This is a genomic window from Micromonospora sediminicola (genome assembly GCF_900089585.1).
GTDB lineage: Bacteria > Actinomycetota > Actinomycetes > Mycobacteriales > Micromonosporaceae > Micromonospora > Micromonospora sediminicola.
This window is the reverse complement of record NZ_FLRH01000003.1, coordinates 578,554-602,500: the sequence shown is the minus strand read 5'-3', so window position 1 is coordinate 602,500 and position 23,947 is coordinate 578,554. Positions and strand designations below refer to the sequence as shown.

The window sequence follows — 23,947 nt, the reverse complement described above, 5'->3', positions numbered from 1 at the left end:
AAACCGTGTGTCCCGGTCTGTCATGCTTCGTACGGGTTGGCGCCGCTGACCGCGCGCAGCGGCAAGCCGTGCGCTTGATCATCGGATTTGGCAGGCCGGCCGCTGCGGTTTCCCGCAAGCTCGCCCGGTGCCCTGCCGGTCGACAACCTTACCCGGTCGGTTCCGCTCCGCCAAATCCGCCCTGCGGCGTTTCGGCGGGGCCTCGCCCGGACCGCGTCCTCAGGAGGCAGAGCCTCCGTCCGACCCGGTACCACCTCGGTTCGGCACTCCCGGGCTTTCGTCCCGTTTGCCCCGTTCCGCGCTGGCAGAGAGAAAGTTACGCGTCTGCGGGTTTGATCGTCAAATCCAGGGGTAGCGTCCCGCGTCACACCATCTTCGACCGCAAATCTCCCCAGCTCAGCACCACTACCGGAACGCTCGGCGTCCTCGTCCGGTCCTGGTGACCAAGGAGTTCCGGTCAGGAGAACGGTCCCTGAGCGACGCAAACTCCTTGGTCAACGCCGGGAGAGCGGGAGAGGCGGGCGGAGGGAGTCAGCGGCGGCGGGTGGCGAGCCAGGCGCGGAGGCCGAGGACGCCGACGGTCGTACCGATGGCCAGGGACGCGGCGATGAGCAGAGCGTGCACCCAGAGGAAGGCGGTGGGATCGCCCTCGCCGACGACGCCGGCGGACCAGGCCCGCGGGTCGTTCCAGATGGCGACCGCGAACCTCGGCCAGATCACCCAGGTCCACCCGCCGACCCCGAGCAGGAACAACGACCAGCCACGCGACAGAACCATGGTCGGCCAGTATGCCAGCGGCAGCTCCCGGCGCCGGCGGGCCGGAGGATCCGACCCGCCAGTGGACCCGAGGAGCGGAACGGCCGGCGCGCGGACGGCCCGACCCACCGGCCGGGAGCGGAGACGTCAGAAGCAGGTGACCGCGCCACCGATGGCCGGGTTGGCCCGGTCGTGGTGGTGGACCACTCCCGACGGGTCGGTCATCGAGCCGCCCCAGACGACGCACCGGGCGCGGACGTAGCCGTGGACCGGGCCGGCGGCGTAGCGGCGGCTGCCCTGGTCGACCACGAAGGGCAGGTGTTCCGGAGCGAGGTAGACGCGGGTCTCGGTGAACGTGCCGGCGTACGCGGACTTGACCGTGACCGCGCAGCCGTAGCCGGTCAGGAGGTTGCGCAGCAGGTGCACGCTGCCGAGCGCCTCCCCGGTGGCGGCATCGTGGATCGGGTCCTGGTCGACGGCGGCGTACCCGGGGCCGCAGAGCGCCTCGGGGAGCGACGTCGGGGTGGCGCCCGTGAGCGCGACCAGGACGGCCGCCGCGGCCGTCGAGACGCCGACGCGTCGAATGAGCCGTTGCATCTGCACTCCTTTGTTCGCTGCCACCGATGCGGGCAAAGAATGGTCGACACGGCGACCGCCGCCGAATGTGCGCCGGTCACACCACCGGTGGTCAGCCGATGTGCCGACCGGCCGTCGTATCGGCCCTGAGCTGGGGCGGAGACGATACGGCACGGGCTATGAGCTATCTCGCAGAAATGAGGCGAGGTGAATTCGCCAATTGCGTCCGCGTTTCCGGCGGCGGTCGGCGGGGCACCGTCGAGAGTCCCGAGACGACGATCCGGAGGTGCCGTGATGCAGCCGTTCAACCCGTGGTCCTGGCGGGATCCCGCCGCTCTCGCCGGGGGTTACCAGCAGACCGACCCGGACGACGTGCCGCAGCAGCGCTCCGGGGACGCGGACGACCGACCGGACGCGCCCGGTCCGGGCACGCCGATCGACCTCACCGGCTACCGGGTGGAGGCGACCGACGGCCGGATCGGCTCGATCGACGAGGCCAGCGAGGACGCCGACGCCCGGTACCTGGTGGTGGACACCGGGCCCTGGATCTTCGGGAAGAAGGTGCTGCTGCCGGCGGGCACCGTCGCCCGGGTCGACCACCTGGAGCGCGTGGTGCACGTGGACCGCACGCGGGATCAGGTGAAGGAGTCACCGGCGTTCGACCCGGACGACTTCGGCCGGGCCGACTACCGGGACCGGGTCGGCAGCTACTACACGGAGAGCTACCGGCAGCACTGACCGCCTGAGGGGCAGCCGGCGGCGCCGGCGAGCCGCTACCGTGTCAGACATGCCCCGGTCGAACACCTGCGACCCGGAGACCCCCGTCGGTCTCCGGGGTCGCCGTGCCGACGACGGCCGGGAGCAGATCCTCGACGTCCTTCGTGCCGGCGGGCTGCGGTTCCGCGCCGGCGGGCGATGGCGGCGCTCGCTCTGACGAGCCCACCTCCACCGATCCGGGTCACCCGGGTCGGCCCGCGCATCCGCGCGTCCCCGCCAGCGACCGGCACGAAAGGCGTACCACCATGTCCTCAGCACGCATGCTCACCGGCGACCGCCCGACCGGGCGGCTGCACCTCGGCCACTACGTCGGCAGCATCGCCAACCGGGTGCGGCTGCACCAGCGCTACGAGAGCTTCTTCATCATCGCCGACCTGCACATGCTCACCACCCGCAACAGCCGCCCCGACATCGAGCGGGTCGCACACAACGCCCGGGAGATGGTCACCGACATCCTCGCGGCCGGTGTCGAGCCGGACCGGGCCACGTTCTATCTCCAGTCGGCGATCCCCGAGGTCGGTGACCTGAACACGCTCTTCCAGAACCTCATCACGGTGCCCCGGCTGGAGCGGGTGCCGTCGTTGAAGGAGATGAGTCGGGACGCGGGCAAGGACGAGATGCCGTACGGGCTGCTCGGCTACCCGGTCCTCCAGGCTGCCGACATCCTCTGTGTGAAGGGGCAGGTCGTGCCGGTGGGCAGGGACAACGCCGCGCACGTCGAGGTGACCCGGGAGATCGCCCGCCGGTTCAACCACCTCTACGGCGAGGTCTTCCCGGTGCCCGACCTGATCATGTCGGAGACGCCCACGCTGGTCGGCACCGACGGCGCCGGGAAGATGAGCAAGAGCAGGGGGAACGCGATCGGGCTCGCCGACGACGCGGCGACCGTGCGCCGCAAGGTGATGGGGATGTACACCGACCCGAACCGGGTCCGCGCCGACGTGCCCGGGACGGTCGAGGGGAACCCGGTCTTCGAGTTCCACGACATCTTCAACCCGGACCGGGCGCAGGTCGAGGACCTCAGGACCCGCTACCGGGCGGGCCGGGTCGGTGACGTCGAGGTCAAGGAGGCCCTGGCGACCGCGCTCAACCGGTTCCTCGACCCGATCCGGGAGCGCCGCGCCCGGTTCGAGGCGCAGCCCGGTCTGGTCGACGAGCTGATCGTCGCCGGCACCGAGCGGACCCGCGCCGAGGTGCGCCGCACGCTCGTCGAGGCCCGCCGGGCGATGGGCCTGACCGGCGCGTACACCCAGGTGCGGCGACGGGCCGAGCGCTACCGCAAGGCCGTGGCCACGCCGGCCTGACGACCCGCCGGTCCGGGGTACGCGGTTGCGCGTACCCCGGACCGGCCGGTTACGCTGCCGACATGACCAGCGCGCAGGCGTACCCGACGGCGTCCTCCGACGTCCGGCTCGGCGCGCTGCGACGCCGGCGGTCCCGCGACCGCCTGCGCTGAGCCTTCCCCTCCTGCGACCGGCGGATCGAGCCGCCGGTCGTCGTCGATCGTCCTCGTTCCGCCGCAGTCCCGACCGGTGATCCGCGCGACGGATCCGAGCGAGATCGGCGTACCGATGGATCTTGAAAAGTTGTTGTCCGACCGGCTGGCGCCGGCGTTCGCGGCGGTGGCCGGCGTACCGGTGGACCCGGTCGTGCGGCGCTCGCAGCACGCGGACTTCCAGTCCGACGCGGCCCTGGGCCTGGCCCGGCGGCTCGGCCGGCCGCCGCGGGCGGTGGCCGAGGAGGTGCGGGAGCGCGCGGAGCTGGCCGACCTCTGTTCGGCGGTCGAGGTCTCCGGGCCGGGCTTCCTGAACCTGACCGTGGCCGACCGGACGCTCGGCGGGATGGTCTCCGCGGTCGCGGTCGATCCGCGGCTCGGGGTGCCGGTGGCCGCCGCGCCGGAGACCGTGGTGGTCGACTACTCGGCGCCCAACGTGGCCAAGGAGATGCACGTCGGGCACCTGCGGTCGACGGTGATCGGCGACGCGGCGGCGCGGACGCTGGAATGGCTGGGGCACCGGGTGTCGCGGGCCAACCACCTGGGCGACTGGGGCACCCCGTTCGGCATGCTGATCGAGCACCTGGTCGACCTCGGCGAGGCCGAGGCGGCGCAGGAGCTGTCGATGGGCGACCTGGACGCGTTCTACACGGCGGCGCGCGGGAAGTTCGACGACGACGCGGCGTTCCGGGACCGGTCCCGGTCGCGGGTGGTGGCGTTGCAGGGCGGCGACCCCGCCACGCTCCGGCTGTGGCGGCTGCTGGTGGCGCAGTCCGAGAGCTACTTCCTGACCGTGTACGACCTGCTCGACGTGACCCTGTCCCGGGCCGACTTCCGGGGTGAGAGCAGCTACCACGATCTGCTCGCGCCCACCGTCGACGAGTTGGACCGGCTCGGGTTGCTGCGGCGCAGCGACGGCGCGGAGTGCGTGTTCCCGCCGGGTTCGGTGGGGCGTGACGGCGAGCCGCTGCCGCTGATCGTGCGCAAGTCCGACGGCGGGTACGGCTATCCGGCGACCGACCTGGCGGCGCTGCGGCACCGGACCGGCACGCTGGGCGCGACGCGGCTGCTCTACGTGGTCGGGCTGCCGCAGCGGCGGCACTTCGAGATGGTCTTCGCGGCCGCCGCGCAGGCCGGCTGGCTGACCCCGCCGGCGCGGGCCGAGCACGTCGGGTTCGGGTCAATCCTGGGTGCGGACGGGCGGATGCTGCGCAGCCGGGCCGGTGGGTCGGTGAAGCTGGTCGGGCTGCTGACCGAGGCGGTGGAGCGGGCCACCGCGTTGACCCGCGAGCGCAATCCGGAGCTGGGCGAGGCGGAGGCGGCCGAGGTGGGGCGCGCGGTCGGCATCGGCGCGATCAAGTTCGCGGACCTGTCCGGCGACCGGCACAAGGACTACGTGCTGGACTGGGAGCGGATGCTGGCGTTGGACGGCAACACCGCGCCGTACCTGCAGTACGCGTACTCGCGGATCCGGTCGATCTTCCGGCGGGCCGGCGTCGCCGCGCGTCCGGACGCGGGGATCTCGCTGGCCGAGCCGGCCGAGCGGGCGCTCGCCGTCGAGCTGGTCGGGTTCGCGGCGGTGGTCGACGCGGTGGCCGGCAGCCTGGAGTTCCACCACCTGGCCGCATACCTGCACCGGCTCGCCGCCGCGTTCAGCGCGTTCTACGAGCGGTGCCCGGTGCTGCGGGCGGAGGGGCCGGTGCGGGAGAGCCGGCTGGTGCTGTGCGACCTGACGGCGCGGGTCCTGCACCAGGGCCTGCACCTGCTCGGCATCCGCACCCCGGAGCGGTTGTGAGCGGGCCCGCTCATGCTCGGACCCTGACGGCCGGTGCCGCCCGTTAACCGATTCAGGCGTGCGCTCGGACGGGCCCAGGCTCGTGACGTCATCGATAACGTTCGAATAACGCGGTGTTTCCAGCGCTTGACGCTCGATACCTTAACCGGTTCAGTGGGCGGTGGCGACGGCCGGACATCGACGGACGCCGTCGCCGCTCGGTCGCCGCCGGCCCCGGCGGCACAGCTGCGGAGGTTTCCGATGACACTGCGCATCCGCCGGACCGTCGTCGTCGCGGTCCTCGCCGCGCTGGCGACGACCGCCCTGCCCGCCCCACCGGCAGGGGCCGGCGCCCGGCAGCAGGCACCCGACGAATCGGCCCGACGCGCCGACCACACGTTCGTGGTCCGCGACGGCACCCGGCTGACCCTCGCCGGGCGGCCCTTCCGGTTCGCCGGACCCAACATGTACTGGCTGGGCCTGGACGAGAACGTCGGCGGCACCGACCCGGCCGACCCGCCGGCCGTCGACCACCCCACCTACTTCCGGATCCGCGACGGGCTCACCACGGCCCGGCGGATGGGCGCCACCGTGGTCCGCGCCCACACCCTCGGCGTCTCCACCGGACACCCACGGTCGCTCGAACCTTCGCTCGGCGAGTTCAACCCGGAGGCGTTCGACCGGATCGACTACGCGATCGCCGAGGCACGCCGGCAGGGCCTGCGGCTGATCGTCCCGCTCACCGACAACTGGCAGTACTACCACGGCGGCCGGTACGACTTCCTGCGCTGGCTCGGCCTGAGCACCGACGACGACGGCGCGGCGTTCTACACCGACCCGGCGGCGCGCGCCGCGTTCAAGGAGTACGTCCGGACGCTGCTCACCCACGTGAACCGCTACACCGGCACGGCGTACACCGACGATCCGACGATCATGGCGTGGGAGTTGGGCAACGAACTCAACGGGATGACCGCCGACTGGGTCGACGACCTCGCCGGACACGTCAGGACGCTCGCCCCGCGTCAACTGGTCGCGGCCGGCAGCCAGCACGGCGTCGACCCCGCCGTCCTGGCCTCGCCGCACGTCGACATCAGCGACTCGCACTACTATCCGCCGACCGCGGCGGGCATCGCGGCGGACGCCGCCGCGGCCACCGCCGCCGGCAAGGTCTACGTCGCCGGGGAGTTCGGCTCCGGACAGGCCACCGACGAGCTGCTGAACCAGGTGGCGGCCAACCCGGACGTGACCGGCGCGCTGTTCTGGTCGCTCTTCGGCCACCACGACCACCACGGTTTCGTGCCGCACGGCGACGGCTTCACGGTGCACTATCCGGGCGACACCCCGGCCATGCGGACGGCGGTCACCGCCCTGACCCGCTTCGCCGGTCGGATGTCGGGCCGTCCCGCGCCGGCCGTGACCGGGGACCGACCGCTGCTGACCGCCGTCGACGCCGACTACGGCATCAACACGCTGCGCTGGCGGGGAACCGCGGGCGCCACCGGCTACCTCGTGCAGCGGCGCGGTCCGGGCGGGGCCTGGGCCACGGTCAGCGGCACCGAGCCGGTGGGCGCCGACGACGCCCCGTGGTTCGACCTGACCACCCCGACCGGCCCGGTCTCCTACCGGGTGGTGGCGGTCGACGCCACCGGCGCCGCCCTGGCCGTTTCCCGGACGGTCGGCACCACCGGAAGCCAGGACCAGGTGTACGACCCGCTGGAGGACTGGTTCGTCAGCGCCGGGCACAGCGACTCGTTGCGCCGCACGCCGGCCGGCGACGGCGTGCTGGTCGCGCCCGGGCGGGGGCGCTCGGGCGAGCTGCGGTACCGGCGCGCGGACCTGACCGCGGCCACGGTCACGGTCGCCTCGTCCGGGCGTCCCCGCGCCGTGCTCCAGGTGTCCGCCGACGGCACGAGCGGTTGGCGTACGGTGCGGCCCCGGATCGACCGGGTCGGCCCCGGCCGGTACGCGCTCTCCGTCGCCGGCCTGCGCGGGGTGGACGGGATGCGCGTGGTGTGGGGGCGGGACGCCCGCTTCGCGGTCGCCTCGGTGGCGCTGACCGCCCGCTCCGACTCGACGGCCAGCACCGCGCCGGGCGCTTTCGCGCTGACCGCGCCGGCGCCGGACGCGACCGGGGTGAGCCGGCTGGCGGCGCTGGACTGGTCCGCCGCGCCGGGTGCCGCGTACTACTCGCTCACCGTCTCCGCGCACGCCGACCTGAGCGCGCCGCTGGTGGCGGTGTCGGGCCTGCGTACCCCCGGATTCACGCCGACCACGGCGTGGCCCGCCGGGACCACGCTGCACGTGCGGATCACCGCCACCAACGGGTACGGCTCGACCACCGCGACCGCGGCGTTCACCACCCGCGCCGACCTGCCCGGTGTGGTCGTCGACGACTTCGACACCTACCCGTCGGACGCCGCGCTGGCCGCCGACTACCCGCGCAACACCGGCGGCGACCCGATCACCGCGACGCTGGCCCCGGCCGGGGAGGGCAGCGGGCACAGCATGCGGCTGGACTGGACGCCCGGCGCCAGCGGGTACGCGGGCGTCATCCGCAACCTGTCCGTGCCGCAGGACTGGCGCGGCACCACCGGGCTGCGGATGTGGGTCGAGCCGGGCGCGGACGGGCAGCAGCTGACCGTCCAGTTCGTGGCGTCCGGTTTCTACTGGGAGAAGACGCTCACGTTCGCCGGGACCGAGGCGCGGGTGGTGCAGGTGCCGTTCGGCGACTTCGCGCCGCCGCCGTGGGCCACCCCCGGCCCGCTCGACCTGGGCTCGGTCACGCAGATGTCGCTCTACCCGGGCGGGACCACCGGCGCGAGCAGCCTCCGGATCGACTCCGTCGCCGCGTACGCGTCGTGATGCCGAGGTGCCGGGACCGGAGCCGCTTCGGCGATTCCGGTCCCGGCACCCGACTAGAGTGGGCGGGCGATCCACGACCCCAGGAGACGCACGGATGACACCCAGCATCAACGGCCGCGTGCGGTACGCCGCCGACCGGTCGATGCGCCTCCTCCTCACCGGTCCGGACGGCGACGTCGACGTCGGTTCGACCCACCGGACCGACGAACTGGGCCGAATGGCGCGGGAGGGCGGCTTGATCGCTCCCATGTGCCGAACGCTAGCCGTGACCGTCCACCCGGGCCCTACGCGGAAGTCCGTGCCGCCCTGCCGTCGAGCCACAACGTGTCCGTGGCGTCGCGGTGCGAGCCGGTGGAGCCGACGTGCCTGGCGCTGATCGTCGGGCCCTTCCTGATCACGTGGACGAGGGCCATCGCGTGTCCCCGGCCCAGGCCGTACTCCTCCTTCAGCCAGTCGACGATCACGCCGGCCTTCACGTCGGTGCGGTGGTAGCCGCGCTGCCTGGCCTCGTCGACCAGGGCGCGCGGGGTCTTGCCGGTCCGGTCCTCGATCGTGTCGAGGTAAGCCTGGAAGGACATCTGGTCGCCCCCGGTGTCGTTCGTTCTCCGTCGTTGTCGACCACCAGCCTCGGTCAGCGGCACCGGGCGATCAACGACGATGGGAAGCATGACCGTTGCCTCACAGACAACGGTTCGGGAGCCCGATCCGCGTCCGCGCGGGTCGGGCTCCCGATTCCCGGGTAGGTCAGCGTTGGAGGGTGAGCAGGCCGGGGCGGTAGGGCAGCAGGCCGTAGTCGCCGCCGGAGTTGGTGGCGCGGCCCTGGTAGAGCAGTTGCAGGTTGCAGGGGTCGACGGTGAAGGTCTGGTCGGCGCTGGTACGGATCAGCTCGCCGTGGCTGATGTCGTTGGTCCAGGTGGCGCCGCTGTTGGCCTTGCCGGCGAACGGGTTGCTCTCGGTCGCCGCCTGCGGGGTCCAGGAGCCGTTGAGGCTGGTCGCGGTGAAGGAGCGGAAGTAGCGGCCCTGCGCCCCGATCGCCTCGACGATCATCAGGTAGCGGGTCTGGCCCTGCAGTTTGTAGACCTGGACGGCTTCGAAGAGGTTGTTCGTCGAGTCGCTCATGATCGTGGTGTAGGTCGAGCCGAAGCTGCCGGGGAAGTTCCCGATCGGCATGCTGGCCCGGTAGATCTTGCCGTTGTCACCGGCGAAGAACAGGTACATGTTCTGCTCGTCGGCGATCAGCGTCTGGTCGATCGGGCCGGTGCCGGAGCCGGAGATGCTGCCGGTGAACAGCGGCTGCGCCGACGACCAGCCGTTGGGGTTGGTCGGGTCGCTCGAGGTCTTGTAGGAGAACGCGGTCGGACCCCACTGGTAGGCCAGGACCCAGATGTTGCGCGGGGCGAAGTAGAACAACGTCGGCGCGACGGTGCCCTGCGACATGGCGTTCTGACTGGCCGAGGCCATCTCCGACCAGTTGCTGAACAACCCGAAGTTCATCGACCCCCACGACGACCCGTAGTCGTGCGTCGTCGCGTAGACCAGATGCCGACCGTTGTACGGAGCGACCGTGAAGTCCTTCAACGACACCCAACCCGACCGCGGGTTCGCCAACGGACCGGTCGAACTCCAGCGGTAACTCGACGGGAGGCTGCACCCGCCGCTCGGCGGCGGCGTGGTGGGGTTGCCCCCGCCGTCGACGCGGACGAGCTGCCACTGCTGGTTGCTGCCGTTCCAGTCGTCGTACTGGACGATGCTGCCGCCGTCGGCGGTCGAGGCGCCCTGCACCTCCACCACCTTGTTGCTGTTCCGGTTGATCAACCGGACGTAGCCGCTGTCCGAGTCGGCGAGCCGGAACTGCTGGTTGACGCCGTTGGCGTCGGACCACTGCACGATGTTGCCGCCGTTGGCGGTGGAGAAGTTGTAGACGTCCAGCACCTTGCCGGACAGCCGCGACCGCAGGCGGTAGTAGCCGCCACCCGAGTCCACGAACTGCCACTGCTGCTGGTTGCCGTTGTTGCGGGCCCACTGGACGATCCGCGCGCCGTCGTTCGTGGCCAGGTTGTAGACGTCGAGGGCCTTGCCACTGTTGCGGTTGACCAGCACGTACCACGCGCTGGTGTCGACCGTCGCCGCGGCGGCGGGGGTCGACACCACCGCCGCGGCGCCGACACCCGCCAGCACCGCCGTCACGCCGGCGGCGACGAGCCGTGGCAGCCACCTGCGCCGTCGGGGCGACGACACGATCGATGGGGACCTATCGAGGGCGAACATGATCCTCCTCCGGTGAACAGAGCCGTGCGGTCCGCCCGGGCCGGACGGACCGGGACGTGGGTCAGGACCTGTTAGCGCTAACACTTGGCACCACGCATGGTGAGGCACGTCCGACCCAGGGTTCGACGAAGCAGGGCCTGCCCGGTAAGCCACAGGCGTCGCCGTCCTATGACATCGACTGTGAGCGATAACACGCTGTTCGTCAAGACGTAACGTCTTCACGGTCCAGGCCGGAGGGACGCGAGCCGGACACACACATGTTGCGATCAGGTGGCCGATTTCTGTAAAAGTCTGGACTTTTGAATCATGCCTGATGCCCAAAAAGGGGCATAATATTGATCCCTCGCCGCACGTACGACGCCACCGCCGACACTCGCCGCACTCAGTCTTATGAGGACCGTGTCGCACCGGTGGGTTGATGGTGATCAACCTATGGACGCACTACGGTAGGCCGTCGCTTCATGTGCCCGCACGGCGCGCACACGAATACCTAAGGAAGACTCATGACAACCGCACCCATGCCCCAGGATGAGCCCCCGGTGTCGCTGGGCAGGGTTCGCGCGGAGCCGCTGGACCGCCTCTCCGCCGCGGACATCTCGCCGATCGTGCGCCGGGTCATGGCGGCTCACCTCGATCAGTCCAGGATCCCCGCCGCGAAGTTCTCGTCGTTCATCTGATCCGGCGATGTCCCCCGGGCCGGCCCGCGCGGCGCTGACCGAGTTCGTGCTGAAGGTCCACTCCAGATGCGATCTGGCGTGCGACCACTGCTACGTCTACGAACACGCCGACCAGAGCTGGCGCCGACGCCCGGCGCGGATGACGCCCGAGGTGCTCCGGGCCGCGGCCGGCCGGATCGCCGAGCACGCCGCCGCGCACCACCTGCCGCGCGTCTCGGTCATCCTGCACGGCGGGGAGCCGCTGCTGCTGGGCCCCGAGCGGCTGCGCCGGGTCCTCGCCGACCTCCGGGCCGCCGTCGCCCCGGTCACCGACCTGCGGATCGGCATGCAGACCAACGGGGTGCTGCTCTCCGAACGGTTCTGCGACCTGCTCGCCGAGTACGACGTCGCGGTCGGTGTCTCGCTGGACGGCGACCGCGCCGCCAACGACCGGCACCGGCGGTTTCGCAACGGCGCCAGCAGCCACGACCAGGTGCTGCGGGCCCTCGCCCTCCTCCGCCGCCCGGCCTACCGGCGGCTCTGGTCCGGGCTGCTGTGCACGGTCGACGTCCGCAACGACCCGCTCGCCGTCTACGAGTCGCTGCTCGCCGAGGGACCGCCCCGGATCGACTTCCTGCTCCCGCACGCCACCTGGGACAGCCCACCCCCACGGCCGGGCGGCGGCGCCGCGTACGCCGACTGGCTCCGCGCGGTCTACGACCGGTGGCGGGCGGACGGACGCCCGGTCCCGGTCCGCCTCTTCGACTCGCTCCGGTCCACGGCCGGCGGCGGTCCCAGCGGCACCGAGTGGCTCGGCCTCGACCCGGTCGACCTGGCCGTGATCGAGACGGACGGTGAGTGGGAGCAGGCGGACTCGCTCAAGACCACGTACGACGGCGCGCCCGCCACCGGCATGACCGTCTTCTCGCACTCGGCCGACGACGTCGCCGGCAGCCCGGAACTGGCCCGCCGCCGCACCGGCCGCGCCGGGCTCAGCGACGAGTGCCGGCGCTGCCCGGTGGTCGCCCAGTGCGGTGGGGGCCTCTTCGCCCACCGCTACGGCGACGGGCACTTCGACCGTCCCAGCGTCTACTGCGTCGATCTGAAAGAGCTGATCGTGCACGTGAACGAGAACCCGCCGGCGTCCACGCCGGCCCCGTTGGCCGCCGACCCGGCCGACGACCTGATCGACCGTCTCGCGGCCTCGACCGGCGACCGGTCCGCCGTCCGCCGGCTCGTGGAGGCGCAGACCGCCATCGTCCGCGCGCTGCTCGGCGCGGTGGCCGCCGGCCTGCCGGGCCCCGGTCCGGGAGCGGACGGCTGGGCGGCCCTGACCGACCTCGACCGGCACGCGCCGGAGTCGGTCGCCCGGGTCACCGCCCACCCGTACGTCCGCGCGTGGGCGGTCGAGTGCCTGGCCGGCGCCGGCACCGGCGCCCGGTACGGCGCCGACTACCTGGCCGCGATCGCCGCCGCCGTGGCGCGCGACGCCGGCATCCCGCTCCGGCTCGCCGTGCCGGTCCGGGCCGGCCGCCTGCACCTGCCGACCGTCGGCACCGTGCTGCTGCCCGAGGCCGGCGACGGCGCGGCGGAGGTCCACGTCGGCCCCGCGTCGCTGCGGGTGACCGCCGGAGCGGTGACGGTACGCGTCGACGCGGCCGGGGACGAGCCCCGCTGGCAACCCACCCGGGCTCTGGTCGCGGACGACGTGACGGTCCTGCTGGAGGACGGCGACCCGCACCGCGACTGCCACCGGCTGCCCGCCGCCGGGCGGCTCGACGACGCGACCGCCGCCCACTGGGCGACCACGTTCGGCGCCGCCTGGACGATCGTCCGGGACGAGACGCCGGGCCACGCCGAGGAACTGCGCGCCGGCCTGCGGGCCCTGGTGCCGTTGCGACGCAGCGGCGCCGGTGTGAGCGAGGCCTCGACCGCGCGGCAGGCGTTCGGCGGCGTCGCGGCCACGGAGACCGACGCCGGGTCGCTGGCGGTGCTGCTGGTGCACGAGTTCCAGCACAGCAAGATGAACGCCCTGCTCGACCTCTACGACCTCGTCGACGGCACCCGGCCGGCCGGAATCACGGTCGGCTGGCGGCCCGACCCGCGCCCCCCGGAGGCCGTGCTGCAGGGCATCTACGCGCACGCTGCGGTGGCCGACATCTGGCGCGTCCGGGCCGACCGCCAGGTCGACGGAGCGCAGGCGGTCTACCGGCGGTACCGGGACTGGACGGCCGAGGCCATCGGCGCCCTGGAGCGGGCGGACGCCCTCACGCCGGTGGGTTCCCGGCTGCTCCGGCAGGTGGCCCACGCGGTGGCCGGGTGGCCGTCGTGACCACCGCCGTCCGCACCGGACACCGACTCGGCACCCTCACCGCCGAGCTGCGGGCGTTGGGGCTGGGCCCCGGCGACGTCGTGCTCGTGCACTGCGCGATGCGCGCCGTCGGCCCGGTCACCGGTGGCGCGGCCACCCTGGCCCGGGCGCTCCGGGCGGCCGTCGGGCCGGCGGGCACCGTCGTGGTGCCGGCGCAGACCCCCGACAACTCGGTCAGCAGCGCGGCGTACCGCACCGCGACCGCCGGGATGACCGACGACGAGCGCCGGGCGTACGAGGAGCGGATGCCCGGCTTCGACCCGGCCACCACACCGTCGTTCGGGGTGGGCGCGCTCGCCGAACACGTACGCCGGCTGCCCGGCGCGGTGCGCAGCCGCCACCCCCAGACGTCGTTCAGCGCGTGGGGTCCCCGGGCGCAGGCGCTGATGCGCGTCCACGACCTCGACTCGCACCTCGGCCAGCGGTCCCCGTTGGCCGCCCTGGAGGCCGCCGACGCGCGGATCCTGCTGCTCGGCGTCGGCTGGTCGTCGTGCACCGCCCTGCACCTGGCCGAGTACCGCTCGCACCACCCGCCGATGATCCGCCCCTACCGCTGCTACGTGCTCCGGGACGGTCGCCGGGAGCGGCTCGACTTCGTCGCCCCGCACCTGGACGCGGCCCCGTTCACCGCGATCGGCGAGGACCTCGACCGGGCGGACTTCACCCGCCACGGAAAGGTCGGGGACGCAGTCGCCCGTCTGCTGCCGATGCCGGCGGCGGTGCGCACCGCGGTCGGCTGGATGGATCACCACGCCGGACGGTGAGGCCTGTTCACCGGTGGGCACCGTCTCTTACTCTGATCGATACGCACAACGTGTCGACTGGAGAGCAGCGCGTGATCATTACCGGTTGGCGGTCGGAGGTTCCGTCCACGCTGGACGGGTCGTGCCGACGTGAGTCCTGAGAGGCCCGTCCTCGCCGGCGCACGCTACTTCTTCCTCAGCTACGTCCCCCCACCGACACACAGCGACCGCACCCTCGGCGACCACTGGGTCCGCCGCTTCTACCACGATCTCAACCTCGCCATCGACGGGCGCCCGGGTGCACGACTGCGGCGGCGGGGCTTCGCCGACTTCACCGTCCGGCTGTCGGAGGACCGGGCGGAACAGAAGCGCGTGGCGCTCGCCGAGGCCGAGGTGTTCGTCCCGCTCTACTCCCCGGACTACCTCAACCGGGACGACTCGCGCCGGGAGCGGGAGTGGTTCCGGCAACGGCTGCTGCGGGCCGGCCGCCCGGCCGACGGGGACAACATCCTGCCCGTGCTGTGGACCCCGTCACCCGCCGCCGTCCACGCGACCGACCAGGCCCGGGCGCTGGCCATGGCCGCGGACGTGGAGGCCTACGCCGCCAACGGGATGAGCGCGCTCTGCCGCCTGCAGATCTTCCAGCGCGACTACCAGGAGGTCCTGGGCCGGCTGGCCCAGCACATCGTCGACACCGCCGAGCAGACTCCGCTGCAACCGGCCGAGCCGCCGACCGGGCCGACCGACGTGCCCTCCTCCCCGACCAGCGAGGTGCCCTTCCTGGCCGTGGTCATCGCCCCCGGCCAGCCGCCGGGGGCGAGCCGGCTCAACGGGCGGCCCGACACGCACGCCGGTCGGTGGCGACCGTTCCGCGACCGACCCCCGGTGGTCGACGACGTCACCGACGCGGTCCAGCGGCTGCGGATGCCGATCGACGTCCAGGACTTCGCGCCGGACGAGGGCCTGTTCCGGGGCTGCCCGGGTGTCCTCATGGTCGACCCGCGGGTGGTCGAGACGCCGGACGGCACCGAGGCGGTCCGCGCGGCCGTCGACTGCCTGCACAGCTGGGTGGGGGTGGTGGTGCTCATCGACGACCCGGCGCCCGGCCGCCGCTCCCACTCCACGGTGCTGCTCGACCGGGCGGTGGCGATGTTCCCCCCGGCGGCCCGCCCGCTGGCGGTCACCACCTACGACGACTGGCGGGCCGGGGTGCACGGCCTGGTCGACCGGATGCGACGCCGCTACCTGGACGCGCGACCGGCCTACCCGCCGCCGGGACGGCCGATCAGCAAACCCCGGCTCTGGGAGAACCCGCCGCCCGACGAAGGAGTGGAGCCATGACCCGACCCGAGGGACAGGTCGTCACCTTCTACTCCTACAAGGGCGGCACCGGCCGGACCATGGCCCTGGCCAACGTGGCGTGGATCCTCGCCGCCAACGGCAAGCGGGTCCTGGCCGTCGACTGGGACCTGGAATCCCCCGGGCTGGCGCGCTTCTTCGCGCCGTTCATCGACCGCGACGCGCTGGAGAGCACCGGCGGGGTGATCGACCTGATCCGGGAGTACGAGTGGGCGACCACCACCACGCAGGACAAGGGCGACGACCGCTGGCACGAGCAGTACGCCCGCGTGCACAAGTACTCGTTCTCGCTGAACTGGTCGAACTTCCCCGGTGACGGCACGCTCGACTTCCTCTCGGCGGGCCAGCAGAACAACGACTACGCCGGCGCGCTGGCCGGGATGAACTGGGACGAGTTCTACGAGCGGCAGGGCGGCGGCCACTTCTTCGACGCGCTGCGCGCCGACATGAAGCGCAACTACGACTACGTCCTGATCGACAGCCGCACCGGCTTCTCCGACGTCGCCGACATCTGCACCATCCAGCTCCCGGACGTGCTCGTCACCTGCTTCACCCTGAGCGAGCAGGGCATCACCGGGGCGGCCAAGGTGGCCCGACTGGTCGAGCACCGCTACGGCTCGCGGCGGATCCGGGTGCTGCCCGTGCCGATGCGGATCGACCCGGCCGAGAAGATCAAGGCGGACACCGGGCGGGCTGTGGCCCGGCAGCGCTTCAGCGGCCTGCCGAGCGGGATGAGCGAGGCCGAACGCGACCGCTACTGGGCCCGGATGCAGGTCCCCTACCAGGCCTACTACGCGTACGAGGAGTTGCTGGCGACCTTCGCCGACCAGCCCGGCGTCAACGGTTCGCTGCTGTCGGCGTACGAGGTGCTGGCCCGGGAGATCACCCGGGGCGAGGTGGAGTCGCTGCCCCCGATGAGCGGCGCGGTGCGTGACCGGGTCAACGCCCGGTTCACCCGCACGTCCACCTCGGTGGAGAACGAGATCCTGCTGCGGCACGACCCGTACGACCGGGTGTGGGCGGAGTGGATCGGCAACCTGCTCGCCTCGGCCGACGTCCGGGTGACCGACCCCTGGTTCGCCGACGACGAGACGCCCCGCACGGCCCGGGAGCTGATCATCGTCTCCGAGGCCAACGCCACCGAGGAGGCCGTGCTCGCCGCGCCGGACCGCTCACCCGACCAGGTGCCGTTGGTCGTCTACGTCGCGGACGTGCGGCGGCTGGCCAACGTGCCGGCCGCGCACAGCGTCTCGGTCGCCGGGCTGGAGGCCCGGACCGCGGCGACCCGCATCCTGCGGCTCGTCGGGCGGGAGGGCGCGAGCGCCGACGTCGAGCTGCCGACCGGCCCCCGGTTTCCCGGCCGGGACAACAGCGTCTTCGAGGTGCCCGGCCGGAACAAGCGCTTCACCGGCCGGGAGGCGGACCTGCGGGAGCTGCGGACGCTGCTGCGCAGCAGCCCGAAGGTGGTGCTGGCCGGCACCGGGCCGGTGGCGTTGCAGGGCATGGGCGGCATCGGCAAGAGCCAGCTGGCGCTGGAGTACGCCCACCGCTACCGCGCCGCGTACGACATGGTGTGGTGGGTCGACGCCGACCAGGTGCCGTTCATCGAGTCCGCGATCGGCGACCTGGCGCCCTACCTCGGCGTGCAGGCGTCGGAGTCGAACCGGGAGAACGCCCGGCTGGTCCTCCAGGCGTTGCGCCACACCGACCTGCGGTGGCTGCTCATCATGGACAACGCCGACGAGGTCGAGGGCGTGCTGCCCTACGTGCCGGACGGCAAGGGCCACGTCCTGATCACGTCCCGCAACCTCCAGTGGGTGGAGCGGGCGACCACCGTGCAGGTCGACGTGTTCAAGCGGGCGGAGAGCATCCAGCACCTCACCGAGCGGGTGCCGAACATGCGGCCGGACCAGGCCGACAAGATCGCCTCCCTGCTGGGCGACCTGCCGATCGCGGTCACCGCCGCGGCGGCCTGGCTGGCCGACACCGGCCACTCGGTCGACAGCTACCTCACCGAGATCGCCCGCTTCGGCCCGGGCGCGGTGATGGAACCGAACAGCAACGTCTCGGTGGAGGCCACCTGGGAGTTGTCCCTCAACCACCTGCGCACCCGGAACCCGGCGGCCTACCGGGTGCTCCAGCTCTGCTCGGTGTTCGCGCCGGAGATCTCGGCCGACCTGGTCTACAGCAACAAGTTCGCCGAGGCGCTGGTGCCGTTCCACCCACAGGCGAAGGAGCGCCTGGTCCGCCAGCAGCTGGTGCAGCAGGCCAACCGGCTCGCCCTGGTCCGGGTCGACCTCCGGGCCGACAACCCGTCCGGCGGCGAGCGGAGCCGGGGCGGGCTCGTGCTCATGCACCGCCTGCTCCAGCACGCCGTCCGGTCCCGGATGACGGAGGAGGAACTCGACGAGGCGCGCGCCCAGGTCCACCTCGTGCTGGCCGCCTTCCGGCCCGAGGGCGAGGTCGACGACCCGGTCAACTGGCCCAAGTTCCGGGTGATCTGGCCGCACCTGGAGCCGTCGAAGGCGGCGCTCAGCCGGAAGGTCGAGGTGCGGGCGCTGATGATCGACCGGGTCCGCTACCTCCAGTTGCGGGGCGACCTGGAGACCGGCCGCCGGCTCGGCGAGGAGGTCGTCCGGACCTGGAAGGGGATGCTGGCGGAGGAGACCGACGAGCGGGCGCGGGAGGACCTGCGCCGGCAGTTGCTGCACCTCCAGTTCAACCTCGCCAACATCCTCGCCTTCCTGGGGCAGTTCAAGGATTCCCGGGCGCTGGACGAGAAGGTGCTCGCGGCCCAGCGGGAACTGCTCGGCGACGACCACCCGCACACCCTGATGACGGCGGGCGGGCTGGCGCGCGACCTGCGCGGCATGGGCATGTACAGCGAGGCGCTGCGCCTCGACGAGATCACCTTCAACGCCTGGAAACGCCTCTTCGCCGAGGACCATCCGCGTACCCTCGCCGCCCTGAACAACCTGGCCAGCACCCAGCGCCTGATGGGAGACTTCCAGGAGGCGCGCAAGAACGACGAGATGGTGCTGGAGGGGCGCCGCGGCACCCTCACCGACAGCCACCCGGACACGCTGGCCTCCTCCGCCTACGTGGGCATCGACATGCGCGACGCCGGCGACTACGAGCAGTCGATCGCCCGGCTGCGGGCCGTCCACCGGGACCTGCTGCACACCGCCGGCGCCGAACACCTGATCACCCTGCGGACGCAGACGAACCTGGCGGTGTCGCTGCGCGCGGCCGGGTACGCGGTCGAGGCGGGCAAGCTGCTCGAGGCCGCCTACGAGCTGCTGACCGAACGGTTCGGGCCGGACAACCCGGAGACCCTCACCTGCCGGCTGAGCCTGTCGATCAACCTGCTCACCGTCGACCTCCACCAGCGGGCCAGCCGGGAACTCACCGAGGTGCACCGCATCTACCGGCGCAACCTCGGCCCCGAGCACCCGTTGACCCTGGTCTGCCAGGTCAACCTGGCGATGGTGGCCCGTCGCGCCGGGGACTTCGTCGAGGCGCGGCAGCTCGCCGGCAGCTCGGCGGACGCACTCGCCGCCGTGCTCGGCGACGCGCACCCGTACCCCCTCTCCGGTTGGATGAACCAGGCCATCTGTCTCGCCGAGCAGCCGGACCCGCCGGAGGGCCGGGAGGCGGCGGACCGGGCGGCGCTGGAGCTGTTGCAGCGTGCCTCCCGTGGTCTCGACCGCGTGCTCCAACCGGAGCATCCGAACGCGCTGCGCTGCCGGGCCAACCTGGTGCTGATGCGGGAGCGGATGGAATCCGGCCGGCGGGCCGAGATCGAGACCGTCGCCGACAAGCTCGCCCGCCGGCTGGGCGAGCACCATCCGGCGGTCGAGGCGCTCCGCCAGCACCGGTTCCAGCGGCGGATCATCGACCCGCATCCGATCTGACCGGGGTCCGCTCCGACGGGCGGGTCAGCCAGGCCAGCATCTCCGGCAGCACCTCGACCGCGCCGAAGTGCGCGCTGCGGTGCTGCACGTGCAGTTGCGCGCCGGGGATCCGACCGGCCAGCCACCGGGTGTGGCTGGCCGGGGCGAAGTTGTCGTCGGCGCCGTGCCACAGCCGTACCGGCATCCGGATCTCCGCCAGCGAGATGCCCCAGTCGGCGCGCAGCGCGAGGACGTCGTCGATCCAGCCGTCCGGCCCCCGCCGCAGCGCCTCGGCGTAGGCGTCGGTCAACTGCCGGCGGATCGGCACCCCGGCCACCACCCGACGGTCGGCCTCGGTCATCTGCTCGACCAGCAGCGCCAGCAACGAGCCCGGGTCGTCGATCGTCCGCTCCGCCCGCAGGCGCAACTGCTCGGCGAGGACCACCTCGTCGTGCTCGGCGGTCCCGTAGTCGCGGACGTTCGCCTCCGTCATGCCGCCGAACCAGTCCAGTCCGGTCGCGCCGGCCGGGGCGAGGCCGACCAGCACGGCGGTGCGCCGTACCCGCTCCGGCAGCAGCGCCGCGCAGGCCAGGGCGTGCGGGCCGCCCCCGGAGCGGCCGACCACCGAGAACTCGTCCAGGCCCAGGTCGTCGGCGATGGCCGCGACGTCGGCGGCGGCGTCGGCCACCCGGCGGCCCGGCAGCCGGCTGGAGCCGCCGTAACCCGGTCGGTCGTAGGAGATCAGCCGGACGCCGAGCCGGTAGAGCACACTCGACCGCGGGCGCGGCCCGTTGCGGCTGCCCGGCGTGCCGTGCATCAGGAACACCGGCCAGCCGCGCTCCGCGCCGGCCACGTCGACGGCCAGGCTCCGCCTTCCGGATCGGACGATGTGCGCGCGGTGCGTGGGCGGGTGTGACAACCGGGCCTCCGGGACGGTGGTGGCGGGGGTGGCGGGCCGGCCGGGCGCGCGGTCAGACCGCATCGGCGGCCGGGCCCTGATCGGTCGCCGCGAGGACGCGCAGCGTGTCGACGGCGGCCGTCAACGTGACGTCGGCGGGCACCCGGTCGTGCGCCCGCAGGTAGTCGAGGAGCAGCCGGCACAGGCTCGTCTCGTCGAGGAACTCGTCGGGCAGCCGGTGCGCGAGCAGGGCCGCCATGGTGCCGGGCCGGATCTTCCGCCAGGCCAGGTCGGCGTACTCGCTCAGCGCCATCAGCAACCACAACGCGGTGCGGTTGTCGACCCGCGCGGCGGCGAACTGCTCCGCCATCTCGGCGGAGACCACCCCGTCCTCCAGGGGCAACTCGGCGAGCCGCCCCTCGATGTCGGCGAGCACCGCCCGCACCCGGGGCACGTACTCCGCCGGCAGCCGGTCGAGCCCGTGCCGGAGGATCAGCGCGTGCAGGACCGCGTGGTCCTCCGGCGTGCCGATCGAGTCGAGCAGCTCGGGAAACTCGTCGATCAGGTACGGGCACGAGATGATCAGCTCCGGGGGCGCGGTCACCGACCGGGGCAGTCGGTCCAGCGCCACCCGGGTCAACCCGCAGACCACCTCGCGGGGCAGCTGCGCGCCGTCCTCGGCGAGGCATTCCAGCAGCACCGTGGCGCTGGTGCTGGACACCGCCGCCGGCGATTCGACGGCCCGTTCCCACAGCCGCCGGTAGCTGCGCTCGTCGTAGAGGATGAGCTGGTGCAACGACGGCACCGGCCAACGCCGGGTGGCCAGCGACACCAGGTCCGCGTGGAACCGGCCGGCCTCGAAACTGTCCGGCTGCCGGCCGCGCCACGTCCGCGCGCCGGCCTGCAACTGGCCGTACGTGGTGATGTCGCCGAGCAGCCGGGCCTCCTCGGCGGCCACGCTCACGGTCTCGCCCCGGCGCTCGCGCCGCCGTTCGGCGGTGATCCGGCCGTCGGCGTCCCGCCCCAGCCAGCTGATCATGGCGAGCTGGCCCTTCTCGTCGAGCCCGGCCCGCCACAGCCGGACCGTGGAGACCCAGGTCTCGTCGTCCATCAGGTCGGTGTGCCGTACGCCGTCGGGCGACACCAGCGCGGCCAGCGCGACCAGGTTGGCGGTGTACGCGGCGAGCAGCCGCACCGGGTCGTAGGGGGACGGCCGGTAGCCGTCCACCCCGGCGACGTTGCCCCGCTGCCGCGCCTCGGCCAGCAGCTCGGCGACGGTCTCGATGATCGCGCCACGCTCCTCCGGGTGCCGGGCGCTGAGTTCCCGGGCGAACCCGACCACCGCCTCCCGTTTCACCAGGGGCTGGTGGGAGAGCAGGGCGCGGAACTGGCCGGTGTCCAGCTGGTAGCCGAAGCCGGCCGGGGTGCGGGTGCGCCGCCGCAGCTCGGCCAGTTCCCGCAGCGACCCGATCACGTATTCCGCGATCAGGAAGTCGCCGATCGTCGCGTGCAGGAACTCGTAGGTCCGGCGGGCGTCCTCGCCCTGGAGGTCGTCCGGGCCGTACACGACGAAGAAGGCGGCGGTGACCAGTTGCTCCGGCCCTAGCACGTCGCCGAGCTCGAACCGGGTGCCGTCGCCGGAGCCGGAGCCGAAGCAGCCCAGGTCGTCGCGGAGCGCGGCCCGGTTCACCAGTTCCCGGTTGCGGTTGAACATGGCGAACGCGGTGATCGCCAGGTCGCGCCGCAGCCGGTGTTCCCGGGCCTCCCGCTCGCGTTGCGACAGGTCGCCCGGCGCCTTCTCGCCGATCTGCCGCCGGATGAAGGCGGTGAGCAGGCCGGTGAACAGGTCGGACCGGGAGATGCCCAGGTCGGGGGGTCCCTCCACCCGGTGCTCGTCGTAGTAGATGGCCAGCAGGGTGAGCAGCAGCGGCTGCCGGGCCAGCTCGCCGTGCGACAGCAGGTCGCGGGCGGACAGGCGACGGTAGCCGGACCGGTCCTCGTTGGCGCCGTTGACGGCCGACACCCAGGTCGTCACCTGCGCGTCGGTCAGGTCCTCCAGCCGGACCAGCACCGTGCCCTGGGGCACGCTGGCCCGGTCCATCACCAGCATCCGTGAGGTGATCACCGGGATGACCGAGTAGCCCAGGTCCCACTGGGCCTCCTGGAACTCGGCAACCCGGTCGATGTACTGGGAGTGGGCGGTGCCGGTGACCTGGACGAGTTCGTCGAACCCGTCGAAGACGACCACGACCGTGGTGGTGCTCGTGGCGCGGCGCAGGTCCGCCCACCGGATGCGTTCGTCCATCAGCTGCTCGATCGCCGACTCGATCTGCTCGGTCGGCGAGGTGTCCCCGGACATCCGGCGCAGCGGTACGACGATGGCGGTGAACCGGTTCGCCGGCAGCCGGGCCGCGATCACCCGGGTCAGCAGCGTCTTGCCGGCGCCGGGCTGACCGAGGACCAGCAGCGGGCGGTGCAGGCTCGCCGGGTCGGTCAGGTAGTCGGAGAGGAACCCGACCAGGTCGCCGCTGCGCGGCTGCTCCTCCCACCAGCGCTCCCGCTCCGGCGCGGCGCGCTTGTCGTATTCCGCGACCCGGAAGTCGGGGCTGATGAACCCCCGCTCCACGGTGGGCAGCCGCAGGTGGAAGTCGATGTCCTTGATCCGCAGCAGCGGCTGCCGGAACACCGCGCCCAGCGAGCCGGCGAGCCGGTCGAGGGATTCCCGCAGCCGGTCCGGCTCGGGCGCGGCCGGGCCGGCCAGCCCGGCCAGGTTGCGGGACAGGTCCGCCAGCGCGTCCAGCCGTTCCGTGACCTCGGCGGTCAGCTTCCGGTTGTCGACCAGGTTGTGCTCGATCGCCTGCCGGACCATCCGGAACCCGAATTCCGGCAGGTCGGTGGCGAGCCGGTCGAAGCGGTCCTCGTAGTGCCACATGCTGCGGGCGACCACACGGGACCGCAGCGAGGTGAGGTCCAGCCCGCGCCGCACCGCCGGCCAGGCGGCGAGGCCGTCGCAGAAGGCGATGGTGGCGTCGTAGAGGGTGACGTAGGCCGCCTCGACGTCCCGCCGGGTGTCGTCCATGCCGTGCACCGACGACGGCAGCGGAAAGTATCCGGCGTCGATTTCCTGGGGCAGGGTGTGTCGACGTCGCTCGGCCGGCACCATGGCGACCTTTTCCGCGTCGGTCAGTTCCAGCCGGTCGAATCCCGGGCCCACCTCGTCCCGGAATCCGTCGAAGAACGCGGACAGCGCCAGCACCGTGTGGCTGGCCTCCAACAGTTCGTAGTACGCCTTTCCGCCGGATGCGCGTATCCGGCCGGCCTGGTTGCCGGTGGCGTCCCGGACGAGTTGCATGAGCGCGTTCTTCGGACCGAGCAGGGCCAGCGCCGCGCCGTGCGAGAGCGCGCCGGCGCCCAGGATTCCCGCGTTGACGACCTTGTCGGTCTCGGCGATGCGCGTGCTGCCGGGAGCCAACAGTCGTAACGCATCTCGATAGCTGAGGCTCGAACGGCGCGGCATGC

At 72.6% G+C, this 23,947-nt stretch carries 16 protein-coding genes; 10 read left to right on the top strand and 6 right to left on the bottom strand.

Annotation, left to right across the window (positions count from 1 at the left end; genetic code table 11):
* Positions 1-531: 531 nt before the first annotated feature.
* Together GA0070622_RS03295 and GA0070622_RS03290 are read right to left on the bottom strand one after the other, a co-directional pair.
* Complete coding sequence (locus tag GA0070622_RS03295; protein WP_091576822.1) at positions 532-777, bottom strand: SCO4848 family membrane protein; 246 nt, start codon at positions 775-777, stop codon at positions 532-534.
* Between the two features lie 126 nt (positions 778-903).
* Positions 904-1,353: a hypothetical protein gene (locus GA0070622_RS03290; protein ID WP_091568324.1), complete on the bottom strand. Its 450-nt coding sequence runs from the start codon at positions 1,351-1,353 to the stop codon at positions 904-906.
* 273 nt (positions 1,354-1,626) lie between these two features.
* Between GA0070622_RS03290 and GA0070622_RS03285 the strand changes: the two genes are divergently transcribed.
* The 5 genes from GA0070622_RS03285 to GA0070622_RS03270 all read left to right on the top strand — a co-directional run bounded on the left by GA0070622_RS03285 (position 1,627) and on the right by GA0070622_RS03270 (position 8,240).
* Positions 1,627-2,070: a PRC-barrel domain-containing protein gene (locus GA0070622_RS03285; protein WP_091568321.1), complete on the top strand. Its 444-nt coding sequence runs from the start codon at positions 1,627-1,629 to the stop codon at positions 2,068-2,070.
* 49 nt (positions 2,071-2,119) lie between these two features.
* A complete protein-coding gene (locus tag GA0070622_RS32370) occupies positions 2,120-2,266 on the top strand; it encodes a hypothetical protein (protein ID WP_157779165.1) in 147 nt (48 codons plus the stop codon).
* An 88-nt stretch (positions 2,267-2,354) separates the two neighbouring features.
* Positions 2,355-3,413, top strand: coding sequence for a tryptophan--tRNA ligase (gene trpS / locus GA0070622_RS03280; RefSeq protein WP_091568316.1), 1,059 nt, complete (start codon positions 2,355-2,357; stop codon positions 3,411-3,413).
* Between the two features lie 267 nt (positions 3,414-3,680).
* Complete coding sequence (argS, locus tag GA0070622_RS03275; protein ID WP_091576820.1) at positions 3,681-5,399, top strand: arginine--tRNA ligase; 1,719 nt, start codon at positions 3,681-3,683, stop codon at positions 5,397-5,399.
* Between the two features lie 240 nt (positions 5,400-5,639).
* A complete protein-coding gene (locus GA0070622_RS03270; protein ID WP_091568313.1) occupies positions 5,640-8,240 on the top strand; it encodes a cellulase family glycosylhydrolase in 2,601 nt (866 codons plus the stop codon).
* Between the two features lie 284 nt (positions 8,241-8,524).
* Here the strand turns inward: GA0070622_RS03270 and GA0070622_RS03265 are convergent, their stop codons facing one another.
* Both GA0070622_RS03265 and GA0070622_RS03260 read right to left on the bottom strand, forming a co-directional pair.
* On the bottom strand, positions 8,525-8,818 hold the full coding sequence (locus GA0070622_RS03265; protein ID WP_091568309.1) for a DUF4287 domain-containing protein: 294 nt from the start codon (positions 8,816-8,818) through the stop codon (positions 8,525-8,527).
* Positions 8,819-8,984: 166 nt separating this feature from the next.
* The gene (locus tag GA0070622_RS03260) at positions 8,985-10,508 is read right to left on the bottom strand and encodes a non-reducing end alpha-L-arabinofuranosidase family hydrolase (protein ID WP_091568306.1); all 1,524 of its coding nucleotides are present in this window, start codon (positions 10,506-10,508) and stop codon (positions 8,985-8,987) included.
* Between the two features lie 503 nt (positions 10,509-11,011).
* On the opposite strand from GA0070622_RS03260, the gene GA0070622_RS32365 reads away from it, so the two are divergent.
* The 5 genes from GA0070622_RS32365 to fxsT all read left to right on the top strand — a co-directional run bounded on the left by GA0070622_RS32365 (position 11,012) and on the right by fxsT (position 19,551).
* Entirely contained in the window at positions 11,012-11,185 is a 174-nt protein-coding gene (locus GA0070622_RS32365; protein WP_176558965.1) for a hypothetical protein, read from the top strand.
* A gap of 7 nt (positions 11,186-11,192) precedes the next feature.
* Positions 11,193-13,496, top strand: coding sequence for an FxsB family cyclophane-forming radical SAM/SPASM peptide maturase (locus GA0070622_RS03255; protein WP_091568301.1), 2,304 nt, complete (start codon positions 11,193-11,195; stop codon positions 13,494-13,496).
* Positions 13,493-14,299 carry an AAC(3) family N-acetyltransferase gene (locus GA0070622_RS03250; protein WP_091576818.1) on the top strand — a complete coding sequence of 269 codons (807 nt, stop codon included), beginning with the start codon at positions 13,493-13,495 and terminating at the stop codon, positions 14,297-14,299. The genes GA0070622_RS03255 and GA0070622_RS03250 overlap by 4 nt, the downstream gene beginning before the upstream one ends.
* Before the next feature lie 129 nt (positions 14,300-14,428).
* Positions 14,429-15,619: a TIR-like protein FxsC gene (locus GA0070622_RS03245; RefSeq protein WP_091568297.1), complete on the top strand. Its 1,191-nt coding sequence runs from the start codon at positions 14,429-14,431 to the stop codon at positions 15,617-15,619.
* Positions 15,616-19,551 carry an FxSxx-COOH system tetratricopeptide repeat protein gene (gene fxsT, locus GA0070622_RS03240; RefSeq protein ID WP_091568293.1) on the top strand — a complete coding sequence of 1,312 codons (3,936 nt, stop codon included), beginning with the start codon at positions 15,616-15,618 and terminating at the stop codon, positions 19,549-19,551. Before GA0070622_RS03245 ends, fxsT begins: the two co-directional genes overlap by 4 nt.
* Here the strand turns inward: fxsT and GA0070622_RS03235 are convergent.
* Together GA0070622_RS03235 and GA0070622_RS03230 are read right to left on the bottom strand one after the other, a co-directional pair.
* Positions 19,529-20,512 (bottom strand): alpha/beta fold hydrolase, encoded by a 984-nt coding sequence (locus tag GA0070622_RS03235; RefSeq protein WP_396837263.1) that lies wholly within the window; start codon positions 20,510-20,512, stop codon positions 19,529-19,531. The genes fxsT and GA0070622_RS03235 overlap by 23 nt on opposite strands.
* Positions 20,502-23,945, bottom strand: coding sequence for an NACHT domain-containing protein (locus GA0070622_RS03230; protein WP_091568288.1), 3,444 nt, complete (start codon positions 23,943-23,945; stop codon positions 20,502-20,504). Before GA0070622_RS03230 ends, GA0070622_RS03235 begins: the two co-directional genes overlap by 11 nt.
* Between the last annotated feature and the right edge of the window lie 2 nt (positions 23,946-23,947).